Genomic DNA, 12733 nt, shown 5'->3' with positions numbered 1-12733 from the left:
AACAGTCGTTTCGAACCCTAAAGTGCCCCCTCCATCGCCGCCACCGAACGCGCGAGAGCGTCATCCCGCCACCGGCCGATGCTATAGTTGATGCGTCATCCACCTCTGGGGAGGGGGCACAGAGCCCATGTCCGACATCCGTATCCACCGGTCCCGGTCGCGCTCACACGACGCCGGCGGGTGGTTGGACTCCCGCCACTCGTTCTCGTTCGGCAACTACCAGGACCCGATGAACACGCACTTCGGCCGCCTGCTGGTGAACAACGACGACCGCATCGCCGCCGGCTCCGGATTCGACACGCACGGCCACCGGGACATGGAGATCGTCACCTGGGTCCTGTCCGGCTCGCTCGTGCACCAGGACTCCGAGGGACACAGCGGGATCATCTACCCCGGACTCGCGCAGCGGATGAGCGCCGGCACGGGAATCCTGCACTCCGAACGCAACGACGCCTGGCGTGACGGCTCGGTCCGCACCGAGGCCGCCCCCGCCGACCCGGTCCACCTCGTCCAGATGTGGGTCGTCCCGGACGAGACCGGCGGGGATCCCGGGTACGAACAGCTCGAGATCGAACCGGCGGAGCTGGAGAACCAGCTCGTCGTCGTCGCCGGAGGGCTACCCACCTACTCGAACCGTGCCGCCATCCGGATCCGCGACCGCACGTCCGCGCTGCACGCAGCGCGGCTGGGACCCGGCCGGTCCGTCCACCTCCCCGACGCGCCCCACCTCCACCTCTACGTGCCCCTGGGCTCGGTGACGCTGGAGGGCGAGGGCCTGCTGGACACCGGCGACGCCGCGCGGATGACCGCCGCCGGGGGGCGGCGTGTCACCGCCGGCGACCACGGCGCCGAGATCCTCGCGTGGGAGATGCACGCGGGCATGACGATGCTCGACGTCCGCGGCCACTAGTCCTTCTCGGTTGCCGTCCCCTTGTCGTCGCCGGCCGACAGGGGGGCACCGTCGTCCTGCTCCCCGTCCCCCGGGATGTGGTACAGCGGGTGCACCGGCTCGGGCGAGGGCGCCTCCTCGTGCTTCTCGAGCTCCTCGGCCGAGTAGGCACGGCGCCACTGGCGGGTGATCGTGGGCGGCCTCTCCCCCATGTCATTGCTGATCCCGCGCACCAGGCTGTACATCATGACGAAACCCATGATGAAGAACGGCAGGCCGATGACGGTGATGACCTCCTGAAGCGCGGTCAGTCCGCCCTCGCCCGTGCCGGCCAGCAGGGTCGCCGCGACCGCGCCCATGAGCACGCCCCAGATGACGCGCTGATGGGTCGGCGAGGGCTCGAAGTCGTCGTCCTTGCCGGAGGCCATCATGTCGACGACCATCGACGCCGAGTCGACGGACGTGGTGAAGAAGACGACGACGAGCAGCACCGCGATACCGGAGAGCAGCGTGGCCAGCGGGTAGTTCGACAGGAACGCGAACAGCGCGCCCGGGATGTCGCCGTCGTCGACCACCGCCTCGGTGAGGCCGCCGGAACCGAAGAGTTCGATGTGGAACGAGGCCATGCCGAAGATGCCGAACCACAACACCGAGAAGCCCACCGGCAGGGCGAGGACGCCGAAGACGAACTGTCGGATCGTGCGGCCGCGGCTGATCCGGGCGATGAAGATGCCCACGAACGGCGACCACGTGATGGTCCACGCCCAGTAGAAGACGGTCCACGTGTTCTGCCACGAGGCCAGGTCGTCGTTGGCAGGAAAGACGTTGTTCCACAGCGCCAGCTCCGGCAGGGTCGACAGGTAGATCCCCAGCGACTCGACGGTGCCCTTGAGCAGGAAGAGGGTGGGCCCGGTCGCCACGACGAAGATCAGCAGCGCGACCGCGACCGCGATGTTGAGGTTGGACAGCCGCTTGATGCCCTTCTCCAGGCCCAGGGCCACGGAGATGCACGCGATGGTGGTGACCACGACGATGACGAGGACCTGGACGACCGGGGACATGGCGATGCCGAACAGCTCGTCCAGGCCGGCGTTGATCTGCAGCGTGCCCAGGCCGACCGACGTCGCCACACCGAACACGGTGCCGACGAGCGCCACGATGTCGATCGTCTTGCCGAGCGGGCCGAAGATCTTGTCGCCCAGCAGCGGCGCGAAGATCGAGCTCACCCGCGGCGGCATCTTGCGCTTGTAGATGAAGTAGGCGAACGCCAGGGCGGGCAGCGCGAAGATCGTCCAGGTGTGCAGGCCGAAGTGGTACAGCGTGAACGCCATCGCCTCGGTGGCGGCCTCCCGGCTGCCGGGTTCGACACCCCCGCGCGGCGGGGTCGCGAAGTGCGAGATGGGCTCCGCCACGCCCCAGAACATGAGGATGGTGCCGATCCCGGCCGCGAACAGCATGCCGAACCAGGTGAGTGTGGAGTGCTCGGGCAGCTCGTCGTCCCCGCCCAGGCGGACGTGACCGAACCGGCTGAGCGCGATCCAGATGAGGAAGCCGAGGAACGCGGTGACACCGAAGATGTAGAACCAGCCGAGGTTGGTCATGATCCACCCGGAGGCGGAACCGAATACGCTGCCCACCCATTCGCCGGCGAAGAACGTCACCACGACGAAGAGCAGGATGACCCCGACAGTCGTGAAGAACACCCCCGGATCGGTCTTGAGCCTCAGTGCTCTCAGTATCCGTTCGGACATGGTCTCCCCCGTCGTCTCGGCTCTACCCGGGCGCCGGTGCCGCCGGATCGAGTGGTTCAGTCAGAGTTCTGCTCGACGTGCGTGATCCTGCTTCTAGTACGCGAAGTTGTGTACCACGAATACCTTCCCGCCGCTCGAATAGGCGATTCCCATACCGGCGGACCGGTACCCGGGATCGAGGAGGTTTTCGTTGTGTCCGGGCGAGTTCTTCCACAGGTCGACGAGGCAGGTCGCGCCGCAGTGGGTCCCGGCGGCGACGATGTTCTCCCCGTAGCCACGGCCGATCAGGGCGGTGTTGTGGACCACCTCGTCGCGGGCGGCGAGTCGGTCGGCCCAGGCCTGGGCCTCACGGTCGAGTTCCGGGTTGGGCGCCAGCGTCCCGAGCGCGCGGCCGATGCGGTACGCGTCGATCTCGCGGACGATGCCCTCGCGCAACCCGCCGCCGACGGCCAGGGCGGTGATGTCCTGGTAGGCCATCTCGCTGGAGCCGACCGCAGCCCACGCCTCGGGAGGCAGTGCGGCCCGCACCTGGGAGACGAGACCGTCCACCTGGGGGACCAGGTGGGCCGGGATCAGGTGCTGCGGGATGAAGGACGGCAGGGTCCGGTCAGCCGTCTGGGCAGAGGCGGTCGCGGCCCCACCCAGAAGGGTGGCGGCGGTGACGGCGATCGTCGCGAGTGACGCGATGGGACTGGTGCGCATGGTGGTGATCATGCCGTCTCGGTGCGCCTGAAGCGAACCGATTGGCCGATGAGGTAACAGGACGGGCGCGGGACGGCGTCAATGCTGTGACCAGCAGATATCAGCGATGCTGGTGTGACTGGAGTGGCTCACGGGGTACGAGGAACCGACCCGCTCCGGGGAGCACCTCGACGGTCACCGGAAGGGGCGCGATGGCGTCCCCGTCGGCGAAGGCCTCGACGTCCGCGGCCTCGAGTCGGACCGTCCGGCACCGCCTCGTCGACACGCCGCGCAGACCCACGTGGGCACCGGAGTAGATCGAGGGGAAGTGCCGCATGAAGCGGAGTTTGGAGATCTTCCCGACGTAGCAGACGTCGAACAACCCGTCGCTCCGGTCGGCGTCGGGTGCGATCTTCATGTCCCCGCCGTAGCTGCGGGTGATCGCGAACGCGCTGAGCAGGACCTCGGTCTCGACGGTGTCCTCGCTCGGCAGCCCGGCGTCGAAGACCATCCGGAAGCGCCGGGGACGGTAGGTCGGGAACTCGATGATCGAGGCGAGGACGTAGCGCAGGGGCCCGCGGAGGAGTCCCATCTCGTTGACCCGCCGGTTGACCTTCGAGTCCAACCCGGCGCACAGCACCGAGGCGAACACCGTTGGTTCCCCGCCGTCCGGGGTGGCCCGGCCGAGGTCGACGGTCTCGACCCGGCCGTCTGCGACGACGTCCGCGGCGGCCTCGGGATCGCCCAGGGGGATGCCGTACTCGCGGGCCAGGTCGTTGCCGGTGCCCGCCGGGATGATGCCCACGGGCACATCGGTGAAGGCCTGCGCCTGCACGGCGATCGAGACCATCCCGTCTCCGCCGCACACCACCAGAGCGTCGGTCCCGTCGGCGACCGCCCGCCGCGCCAACGCGAGGGACTCGGTCGCCCCGCCGCCAGCCAGTCGCGTGACCTCGAGTCCGTGCGCACGCAGGCGGCCGGCGGCCCGGTCCGCCACCTTCTCCCCGCGCCCACCGCCCGCGGCGGGGTTGACCAGCAGCGTGACCGCGCCGATCCGGCGGTCGGACAGCTGCGCGCTCATGGGATGAGTGTGCCCGGGTTGCACACGCCGTGGGGGTCGACGGCGTTCTTCACCGCTCGCAGCATCCGCAGGCCGACCTCGCCGATCTCCGACTCCAGATACGGGCGGTGGTCCACCCCGACCGCGTGGTGGTGGGTGATCGTGCCGCCGGCCGCCACGATCGCCTCGGAGGCCGCCCGCTTGGCATCGAGCCACTGGGCGACGGGGTCCTGCCCACGCTGACCGGCGACCACGGTGAAGTAGAGGGACGCACCCGTCGGGTAGACGTGGCTGATGTGGCACATGACCAGCGCCGGCGTTCCGGAGGCCTCGAGCGAGGTGGTCAACGCCTCCGTGACCGCGGCCCGCAGTGCCGGCAGGCGGGACCAGTCGGTGGCGGTCTCCAGGGTCTCCACCAGCGCGCCGTTGTCCAGCAGCGCATCGCGCAGGACCGGGGCCCCGAAGCGGCCGTGCTCCCACGACCGGGCGGGCCCCGGGCCCAGCGAGGTGCCGCCGTGGGCGATCAGGACCTCCCGCGTCTCCGCGTGCCGGGACCCGGCATGGGCGGCCGTGCCCTCGAACAGGCAGAGACACAGGCACCCTCCGGAGCGGTCCTCGTCCTCCGCGTCCGCGTCAGCACCTCCTGCCCGCTCGCCGATCGACTCGGTCGCGGTCGCGAGGTTCACCATGGTCTCCGTCTCGTCGGACAGACGGATGACCGTCGGGCCCGTCCCCTGCTGTTCGACCGCGCGCAGCGCCGCGGCGCCGGTGGCGAAATCGGGGAAGCGGAACGCCTCGTGCCGCACCACCTCCGGCACCGGATGGATCCGCACGCGCACCCGGGTGCACACGCCGAACGCACCCTCCGATCCCAGGAGCCACTGCCGCAGGTCCGGGCCCGCGGCCGATGCCGGGGCCCGGCCCGCCTCGATCACGCCGACCGGGGTGACCACCGTCAGCCCGCGGACCATCTCGTCGAAGCGCCCGTATCCGGCGGAGCTCTGTCCCGAGGACCGGGTCATCGCGTAGCCGCCCAGCGTGGCGTAGGGGAAGGACTGCGGGAAATGCCCGAGCGAGAAACCGTGCTCACCCAGCAGTTCCTCGGCCCGAGGGCCCGTGACACCCGCCCCGAGGACCGCCTCCCCCGACTCGGGGTCGATGGACTCGAGACCATCGAAATGGGCCAGGTCGACGCTCAGCACGGCCCTGTTCGTCCCGGTGTCCGGGTCCAGGCCACCGACGACGGAGGTGCCGCCACCGAAGGGGACCACCGCGACCTTCTCGGTGGTGCACCAGTCCAGGAGGGCGGCCACCTCGTCGTCGTCCCCCGGGGCCACCACCGCATCGGGGCAGTCCACGGCCGGCCTCGTCCGCCACGCCAACAGGTCGGGCGTCGACTTGCCGCGGGCGCGCGGAAGGCGCTGCGCGTCGTCGACCGAGACGTCGCCGGGGCCCACGATGTCGGCCAGTGCGGCGAGATCGGCGTCGGTGAGTCGCGACGGCGAGGCGGTCACCGCGGCCGGGTCGAACGTCCGCCCGGTCTCCGCGGTCACGCCGAGCACGTCGCGCAGCAGGGCGCGGATGCTCTCGCTCAGCTCCGTGGCCTCGGCGGCCGTCCCCCACCGGGGCAGGTCCATCGGCGGTAGCGGCAGGCGGCCGGATCGGTGCTTGTCAGCGGGGTTCACGTCGCTCATACTGGGACACTAGAGCACGATCTGTTCCGCTCACGGGTTTTCGTCGGGTGACCCGGCACCGATCCGCGCCCCGCGGGACCCGCCGCGAAGGAGGCCCGGTGACCGTTTCCTCCCCTTCGCGCCACACCACGCGGGACCGCGCGCTCACCGCCGCCCGGGCCGCGATCCTCGAGATCGGCCCCAGCCGCACCACGATGGTCGAGGTCTCGCGCCGATCCGGCGTCGGACGCACCACCCTCTACCGGCACTGGCCCGACGTCAGGGCACTGGTCGCCGACCTCCTCACCCGCGAACTCACCGGCGTGGTCGAGCGCGTCGGCCCGGACCTGCTGGAGGGCGCGGTCCACGATGCCGGCGAGTTGGCCCGCCTGCTGTGCGCGATGGCCGACGAGGTGCGCACCGACCCCCTGCTCGACGCGCTGCGCCGACACGAGAGCGGCATGCTCGCCGAGTACGTGTTCCGCCGGCTCGGCACGTCCCAGCACCGACTCATCGGGTTCCTCCGCGACGTCCTCGCCCGCGCCATCGCGGCCGACGCCCGCCTCGCCGGCCGCGACCCCGACCGCATGGCCACCATGCTCTACCTCGCGGTCCAGGGCGCCGTGCTGTCCGCTCCACTGGCCGACCCGCCGCTCGACGCGGACTCGTGGCGCGCCGAGCTCCACCTGCTCGTGACCGGGTACCTGGGCCTGTGACCGGGCACGCGAAAGCGGACCCCGGGCCCACCGCGCGCCCCGGGCCCACCGATGCGAGGGCTCCGTCCACCGCGCTGTCCGCCGGTCGACGCGCGCGCGAGCTCGCCGAGCTGCGCGGCCGCTCCACTCCCGTGGACCTCATCGTGATCGGCGGCGGCATCACGGGCGCGGGGATCGCGCTCGACGCCGCCTCTCGCGGACTCGAGACCGTATTGCTGGAGGCCCACGACCTGGCGTTCGGTACCAGCCGGTGGTCCTCCAAGCTCGCCCACGGCGGGTTGCGCTATCTGGCGACCGGCAACGTCGCGATCGCGCGCCGCTCGGCCGTCGAGCGTGGCATCATGCTCGAGCGCACCGCCCCCCACCTCGTGCGCCCGCTCGCGCAGGTGGTGCCCGTCTACCGCGACACCCAGCCGGTGGGGGCCGTGCTGCCGGGCCTCGGGTTCGTCGCCGGTACCGTGCTCTCCCGTCTCGCCGGGACGCGCGCCGACCGCCTGCCGGGCGCGCGGGTGCTGGGCCCGCGCCGGGTCGCCGAGTACGTGCCGGGCGTGCGCCGCGACGGCCTGCGGTTCGGCCACCTCAACTGGGACTGTCAGCTCGTCGACGACGCCCGCCTGGTCACCGCCGTCGCGCGCACCGCGGCCGGGCACGGGGCCCGGGTGATCACGCGGGCGCGGGTGCTGGAGGCGAGCGGCACGCGGGTCACCGTCCGCGACGAGCTCGGCGCGAGCGTCGCGGGCCGCGCCGTGGTGGGCGGCCCGGGGGCCGGCGGCGCGGCGCGGAGCGACGATGACGACGACGAGTTCACCCTCTCCGCGCGGGCCGTCGTGTCGGCGACCGGCGTGTGGGCCGGCCAGACCACTCCCGGCGTGCGCGTGCGTCCCTCGCGTGGCACCCACCTGGTCCTCGACGCGGCCGCGTTGGGCCATCCCGTCGGCGCCCTCACCGTGCCGGTGCCGGGTGAGACCAACCGCTTCTGCTTTGCCATCCCGGCCGAGTTCGGGCGACTGCACGTGGGCTTGACCGACGTCGACGCCCCCGGCCCGGTGCCGGACGTGCCGGAGTCAACCGAGGCGGAGATCGACTTCCTGCTGGATGTCGTCAACCGGGCGCTCGAGGTGCGGCTGACCCGCGACGACGTGCTGGGCACCTTCGCGGGCCTGCGCCCCCTGGTCGATTCCGGCGACGGCGACACCGCCGACCTCTCCCGCGATCACGCCCTGCTCACCTCGGACAACGGCCTCGTCACGATCACCGGCGGCAAGCTCACGGAGTACCGGCTCATGGCCGAGCAGGTGGTCGACCTCGTCGCGGGGCGTGCAGGACTCCCCGCCGGTCCGTGCCGGACCGCCGACCTCCCGCTCGTCGGGGCGCCGGGGCATCCCGTGGCCGCGGTGTCGGCCACCTCCGCCGGACTCCTCCCCGCCTCCCTGGTCGCGCGCTACGGCCAGGAGGCCGGCACCGTGGTGGCGGCCAGCCTGCTGGACCGGCCGCTGGAGGCGGTGGCCGAGGGCCTCGACGTCACCCGCGCCGAGTTCTCCTACGCGGTCACCCACGAGGGGGCGCTGACCGTCGACGACGTCCTCGACCGTCGCAGCCGCATCGGGCTGGTGGCCACCGATCGGGCCGCCGCCGAGCCGGTCGCCCGTCAGGCCCTCGCCGCGGGACGGGCCGCCGCGGACTGACTGCCGGTACGCCTACCGCGCCTGCTGCGACCCGACTGGAGCCGACCGGCGCCGGGAGGCCCTAGTCGAATCTCCGGACCAGCTGCAGAAACTCCGTGCCGTAGTCGAGCTGGGTCTGCAGGTCGCGATAGCGGGCCTCCGCCTCCGAGCGGATCTCCTCGACCGTCGTCCGGGCCGCGTGCCAGTCGTCGAGCTCCACCGAACCCGAGCCGCGGCCCGCCGAGAGGACGTCCGTCGCCCGGAGGAACTGCCTCATGCGTTCCAACGAGAACCCCAGGGGCTTCATCCGCCGCACCAGGAGCAGTCGCTGGACATCCGCATCGGTGTAGAGCCGGAACCCACCGGCGGTGTGACCGGAGGGCACCACCAGGCCGAGCTCGTCGTAGTGGCGGAGGGTGCGGATCGACAATCCGGTGATCTCGGCGACCTCGCCGATCTTGCGCACCGCGTCGTCCGACATCGTTCTCCTTGTGGGCTTGTTCACACTCATGGGCTCGGGTTCGCGCTCGGCCAACTCTACCGTTACGGTACATTCAGAATCTCCCGCTACGGGAGAGTGTGTCATGCCCCTACGTGGTGAGGAAAATTCTCCGTGACAGCTCCCGCGACCACGCCCGGGGCCGCTCCCGCTCCCGGCGTCGACGATGACGGTCTGGCGCCCGTCGGTGTCCTCGCGTCATTCAGGTACGCCCTTTCCTCGGCCCGGCGGCTGCGCACCGAGGTGCTGGCAGGACTGGTCGTCGCCCTCGCGCTGATCCCCGAGGCCATCTCGTTCTCGATCCTCGCCGGAGTCGACCCGCGGGTGGGGCTGTTCGCCTCGTTCACGATGGCCGTGACGATCGCCTTCACCGGCGGGCGGCCGGCGATGATCTCCGCCGCCACGGGCGCGATCGCTCTGGTCATCGCCCCCGTGGCGCGTGACTACGGAATGGACTACCTCGTCGCCACAGTGCTGCTGGCCGGCATCTTCCAGGTGGTCCTCAGCCTGATCGGCGTGGGCCGGCTCATGCGCTTCATCCCCCGCAGCGTGATGGTCGGGTTCGTCAACGCCCTGGCGATCCTCATCTTCACCGCGCAGATCCCGCACCTGCTCGGGGTGCCCTGGCTGGTCTACCCGATGGTCGCGGCCGGCATCGGCATCATGGTGTTCTTCCCCCGGCTCTCGGCCGCGGTTCCCGCACCGCTGATCGCGATCGTGGCGATCACCGCCGTCGTGGTGCTGTTCGGCTGGACCATGCCCAACGTGCGCGACCAGGGTGAACTGCCCGACTCGCTGCCGTCGCTGTTCATCCCCGACGTGCCGTGGACCATGGAGACGCTCCAGATCATCGCCCCCTACGCCCTGGCGATGGCCCTGGTCGGGCTCATGGAGTCCCTGATGACCGCCAAACTCGTCGACGACCTCACCGAGGTGCGCACCGACAAGACCCGCGAGGGCTGGGGCCAGGGTGTGGCCAACATCGTCACCAGCTTCTTCGGCGGCATGGGCGGTTGCGCGATGATCGGCCAGACCATGATCAACGTCAAGCAGTCGGGCGCCCGCACCCGCCTGTCGACCCTCCTGGCGGGCGTCTTCCTGCTCATCCTCGTCGTCGCACTGGGCGACATCGTCGGCCTGATCCCCATGGCCGCTCTCGTCGCGGTGATGATCATGGTCTCCGTGGCCACCCTGGACTGGCACTCCATCCATCCCCGCACCCTGCGTCTGATGCCGCTCAGCGAGACGGTCGTCATGATCGTCACCGTGGCCGCCACCGTGATCACCCACAACCTGGCCATCGGCGTCGTCCTCGGCGTCCTCACCGCGATGGTCATGTTCGCCCGCCGGGTCGCGCACATGACGAGCCTGGAGAAGGTCTCGGAGCTCGACGTGAATCACGACGGCACCATCGACATCCGTACCTACCGGGTCCGCGGGGAACTGTTCTGGGCCTCCAGCAATGATCTGGTCTACCAGTTCGACTACTCGGGCGATCCCCAGCACGTTGTCATCGACCTGACCGAGGCCGACATCTGGGACGCCTCCACCGTGGCCACCCTGGATGCGATCAGCCACAAGTACGCGGCCAAGGGCAAGACGGTCGAGATCATCGGCCTCGACGGGGCCAGCCAGGAGCGACTGGAGAAGCTCTCCGGCAACCTCGGTGAGGGGCACTGACCTGACCCGACCCGGCCTGACCAGACCGTATCCTGGTCGACCGCACCCCGTTCCGGACCGAAAGGAGCGCTACCCGATGCACACCCTCCCGAAGCCGGGGAGCGCGCTGCGCCTGGCAGGTCTGATCCTGACCGCGGCCGTGATCACCGCGGTCATGGTGCGAGCCGCGACCGAGTTCATGCTGGACCTCCAGGTGTTCCAGGACGCCGGACGGGCCCTGCTGGCCGGGGCGGACCTGTACTCCGAGGGCTTTCCCACCCGCTCGGGCTTCAGGTTCATCTACCCGCCGTTCGGCGCCGTCGTCTTCCTGCCGCTGGCGCCACTCGGAGCCACTGTCGCCCAACTCGCCTGGACCGCCGCCACGGTGGTCGCGGTCTGGGCGATCCTGGCCATGGCCGCGTCCCGGCTCCAGCTTCAGGGCGCACGGACCCTGGCCCTGGCACTGACCGGCGTGGCGCTGCTGTTCGAGCCGGTCCGCGCGAACATCGGCTTCGGCCAGATCAACATCTTCCTGTTCCTCATGGTCACCGCCGACGTCCTGGGCTTCACTCCCCGCCGCGCCCGCGGCGTCTTGCTCGGCCTGGCCGCCGGCATCAAGATCACCCCGGCCGCGTTCGGCGTTCTGTTCCTCGTCCGTAGAGACTGGGCGTCCCTGGCACGGGCGGTTGGGACAGTCGCGGCCACGATCGGCCTCGGGCACCTCATCCGCCCGGCCGAGTCCTGGCATTTCTGGACCGCCGAGTTCTTCCTCACCGAACGGGGCGGCACACGGCACTTCGTCCCCAACCAGGCCCTGAGCGGCCTGCTGGCCCGGGCCCGGATCCCCGCCGAGCACCTCGACCCGCCCGTCTACGGCTTCTTCCTGCTCGTCGCCGCGGCAGCCACCTGGGGAGCCTGGCGACTGACCCGGGACAACCGGCCCGTCGACGCCCTACTCCTGGTCGCCCTCGGGGTCTTCATCGCCTCTCCGGTGGCGGTGACCCACCACTGGTCCGGCGTGATCATCGCCATCCCGCTACTACTGACCGCCCGGCGCAGACCGGTCCGGATCGCGGTGGCGGTCCTGGTCCTCACCCACCTGATCGGCACGCACTACGCCTACGCGCTCACCGCGGTCGACCCAGCCGCCCACGTGCTGCAGTGGCTCATCGGCAACGCGCAGGGTGTGAGCGGAATCGCCGCGTTCGCGATGCTGCTCGGCGACGCCGCTCTGGGCGGCGCGGCTTTGGGCGGCGCCCCCGGGCGGCGTCAGCCGATCCGTTCGGGCGCCTGGAACTCGGCCTCGAACCTGTCGTAGGAGAAGGTGGCGAGGGCGCGGGCGCGGTCCAGCCCGAGTTCGCGTACCGCCTCGGCGAACCGCGCGACATCGGCGTCGCTGTCATCCGCGCCCGTCGCGATCGTCACGCGAGCGCCGCTCAGCGGACGCATCCGCCCACCTCGGGCGGTGGCCTCGGCCGTGACCCGCACCGGCTGACCGTCGAGGACCTGCACGCAGTTCATGGCGAGTGATTGGCTGCCGGGGATCGGGACACCGACGCGGGTATCCAGCCTGAGATCGACCCCGCCCGCGCCCGCCGACCCGACCGCCCCGAGACGGGCATCGTCGAGCGCCCCGCCGGCGGTGCCGACCATGTCGCCCTTCCACTTGGGAAAGCCCCACAGCTCGTTGCCCGCCGCGAGGGTGAAGTCCTGGTCCACCGGCAGTTCGTGGATGTGCACCAGCGTCCCGTGGCCCGGCACCTTGAGCTGGAAAGCCACTCCCATCTCGTGGTACGCACCCAGGACGTTGCCGGGCACGTCGTGGTACCGCACGTGGATCATGATCGCGGGGGTCCGGCCGCCGGGTAGTGCCACCGGCTCGGCGCCCGCAGCGTCGAGAACGGCGGACTGACGGCCGGCCGCGATGAGCCGGCGGACGACGGCTGCCCGGGTGAGGAACGCCGCGCCGGAGACCGAGGCGGACACGACGGGGACCGGGAAGGTGATCTCGCGCCCGGCGACGACGCGGGAGGTGGGAGAGCTCATGGTGCGACGGTAGCGGTCGCGCGGGCCGGAATCATCAGTTTGCGCGGCTAACGATCGGGGCGGCGGGTCCGATATCACCTGTGTAGGCCAGCTCA

Annotated in this window: 11 protein-coding genes; 5 read left to right on the top strand and 6 right to left on the bottom strand. The window is 71.0% G+C overall.

Annotated elements, in window-relative coordinates; genetic code table 11:
* The first annotated feature begins 127 nt into the window (after positions 1 to 127).
* Positions 128 to 910: a pirin family protein gene (locus tag G6R20_RS08875; protein WP_163376167.1), complete on the top strand. Its 783-nt coding sequence runs from the start codon at positions 128 to 130 to the stop codon at positions 908 to 910.
* Here the strand turns inward: G6R20_RS08875 and G6R20_RS08870 are convergent.
* The 4 genes from G6R20_RS08870 to G6R20_RS08855 all read right to left on the bottom strand — a co-directional run bounded on the left by G6R20_RS08870 (position 907) and on the right by G6R20_RS08855 (position 6018).
* The gene (locus tag G6R20_RS08870) at positions 907 to 2640 is read right to left on the bottom strand and encodes a BCCT family transporter (protein ID WP_163376166.1); all 1734 of its coding nucleotides are present in this window, start codon (positions 2638 to 2640) and stop codon (positions 907 to 909) included. The genes G6R20_RS08875 and G6R20_RS08870 overlap by 4 nt on opposite strands.
* Positions 2641 to 2733: 93 nt before the next feature.
* Positions 2734 to 3342, bottom strand: coding sequence for a CAP domain-containing protein (locus G6R20_RS08865; protein ID WP_240341356.1), 609 nt, complete (start codon positions 3340 to 3342; stop codon positions 2734 to 2736).
* A 100-nt stretch (positions 3343 to 3442) separates the two neighbouring features.
* A complete protein-coding gene (locus G6R20_RS08860; RefSeq protein WP_163376165.1) occupies positions 3443 to 4402 on the bottom strand; it encodes a diacylglycerol kinase in 960 nt (319 codons plus the stop codon).
* Positions 4399 to 6018, bottom strand: a complete 1620-nt coding sequence (locus G6R20_RS08855; RefSeq protein WP_163376422.1) for an FAD-binding oxidoreductase — start codon at positions 6016 to 6018, stop codon at positions 4399 to 4401. Before G6R20_RS08855 ends, G6R20_RS08860 begins: the two co-directional genes overlap by 4 nt.
* A gap of 155 nt (positions 6019 to 6173) precedes the next feature.
* Here G6R20_RS08855 and G6R20_RS08850 point away from each other — a divergent pair, with 155 nt between their 5' ends.
* Together G6R20_RS08850 and G6R20_RS08845 are read left to right on the top strand one after the other, a co-directional pair.
* Positions 6174 to 6770 carry a TetR/AcrR family transcriptional regulator gene (locus G6R20_RS08850; RefSeq protein WP_067718915.1) on the top strand — a complete coding sequence of 199 codons (597 nt, stop codon included), beginning with the start codon at positions 6174 to 6176 and terminating at the stop codon, positions 6768 to 6770.
* The gene (locus tag G6R20_RS08845) at positions 6767 to 8455 is read left to right on the top strand and encodes a glycerol-3-phosphate dehydrogenase/oxidase (RefSeq protein ID WP_163376164.1); all 1689 of its coding nucleotides are present in this window, start codon (positions 6767 to 6769) and stop codon (positions 8453 to 8455) included. The genes G6R20_RS08850 and G6R20_RS08845 overlap by 4 nt, the downstream gene beginning before the upstream one ends.
* A 61-nt stretch (positions 8456 to 8516) precedes the next feature.
* Here the strand turns inward: G6R20_RS08845 and G6R20_RS08840 are convergent, their stop codons facing one another.
* On the bottom strand, positions 8517 to 8915 hold the full coding sequence (locus tag G6R20_RS08840) for a MerR family transcriptional regulator (protein ID WP_067718910.1): 399 nt from the start codon (positions 8913 to 8915) through the stop codon (positions 8517 to 8519).
* 192 nt (positions 8916 to 9107) lie between these two features.
* Here G6R20_RS08840 and G6R20_RS08835 point away from each other — a divergent pair, with 192 nt between their 5' ends.
* The gene (locus G6R20_RS08835) at positions 9108 to 10613 is read left to right on the top strand and encodes a SulP family inorganic anion transporter (RefSeq protein ID WP_187353586.1); all 1506 of its coding nucleotides are present in this window, start codon (positions 9108 to 9110) and stop codon (positions 10611 to 10613) included.
* A gap of 76 nt (positions 10614 to 10689) precedes the next feature.
* Entirely contained in the window at positions 10690 to 11910 is a 1221-nt protein-coding gene (locus G6R20_RS08830) for a glycosyltransferase 87 family protein (protein WP_067718907.1), read from the top strand.
* Here G6R20_RS08830 and G6R20_RS08825 read toward each other — a convergent pair.
* Positions 11862 to 12638, bottom strand: coding sequence for an acetoacetate decarboxylase family protein (locus G6R20_RS08825; protein ID WP_067718905.1), 777 nt, complete (start codon positions 12636 to 12638; stop codon positions 11862 to 11864). The genes G6R20_RS08830 and G6R20_RS08825 overlap by 49 nt on opposite strands.
* Between the last annotated feature and the right edge of the window lie 95 nt (positions 12639 to 12733).

The organism is Dietzia sp. Alg238-R159 (assembly GCF_900537145.1).
GTDB lineage: Bacteria > Actinomycetota > Actinomycetes > Mycobacteriales > Mycobacteriaceae > Dietzia > Dietzia kunjamensis.
This window is presented reverse-complemented; position numbering and strand designations above follow the sequence as displayed.

Excerpts from the sequence above, each read along its gene's own strand:
- G6R20_RS08870 (WP_163376166.1), bottom strand. The coding sequence starts at position 2,640 with ATGTCCGAACGGATACTGAGAGCACTGAGGCTCAAGACCGATCCGGGG.
- G6R20_RS08875 (WP_163376167.1), top strand. The coding sequence starts at position 128 with ATGTCCGACATCCGTATCCACCGGTCCCGGTCGCGCTCACACGACGCC.
- G6R20_RS08865 (WP_240341356.1), bottom strand. The coding sequence starts at position 3,342 with ATGCGCACCAGTCCCATCGCGTCACTCGCGACGATCGCCGTCACCGCC.
- G6R20_RS08830 (WP_067718907.1), top strand. The coding sequence starts at position 10,690 with ATGCACACCCTCCCGAAGCCGGGGAGCGCGCTGCGCCTGGCAGGTCTG.
- G6R20_RS08840 (WP_067718910.1), bottom strand. The coding sequence starts at position 8,915 with ATGTCGGACGACGCGGTGCGCAAGATCGGCGAGGTCGCCGAGATCACC.
- G6R20_RS08860 (WP_163376165.1), bottom strand. The coding sequence starts at position 4,402 with ATGAGCGCGCAGCTGTCCGACCGCCGGATCGGCGCGGTCACGCTGCTG.
- G6R20_RS08825 (WP_067718905.1), bottom strand. The coding sequence starts at position 12,638 with ATGAGCTCTCCCACCTCCCGCGTCGTCGCCGGGCGCGAGATCACCTTC.
- G6R20_RS08855 (WP_163376422.1), bottom strand. The coding sequence starts at position 6,018 with ATGGACCTGCCCCGGTGGGGGACGGCCGCCGAGGCCACGGAGCTGAGC.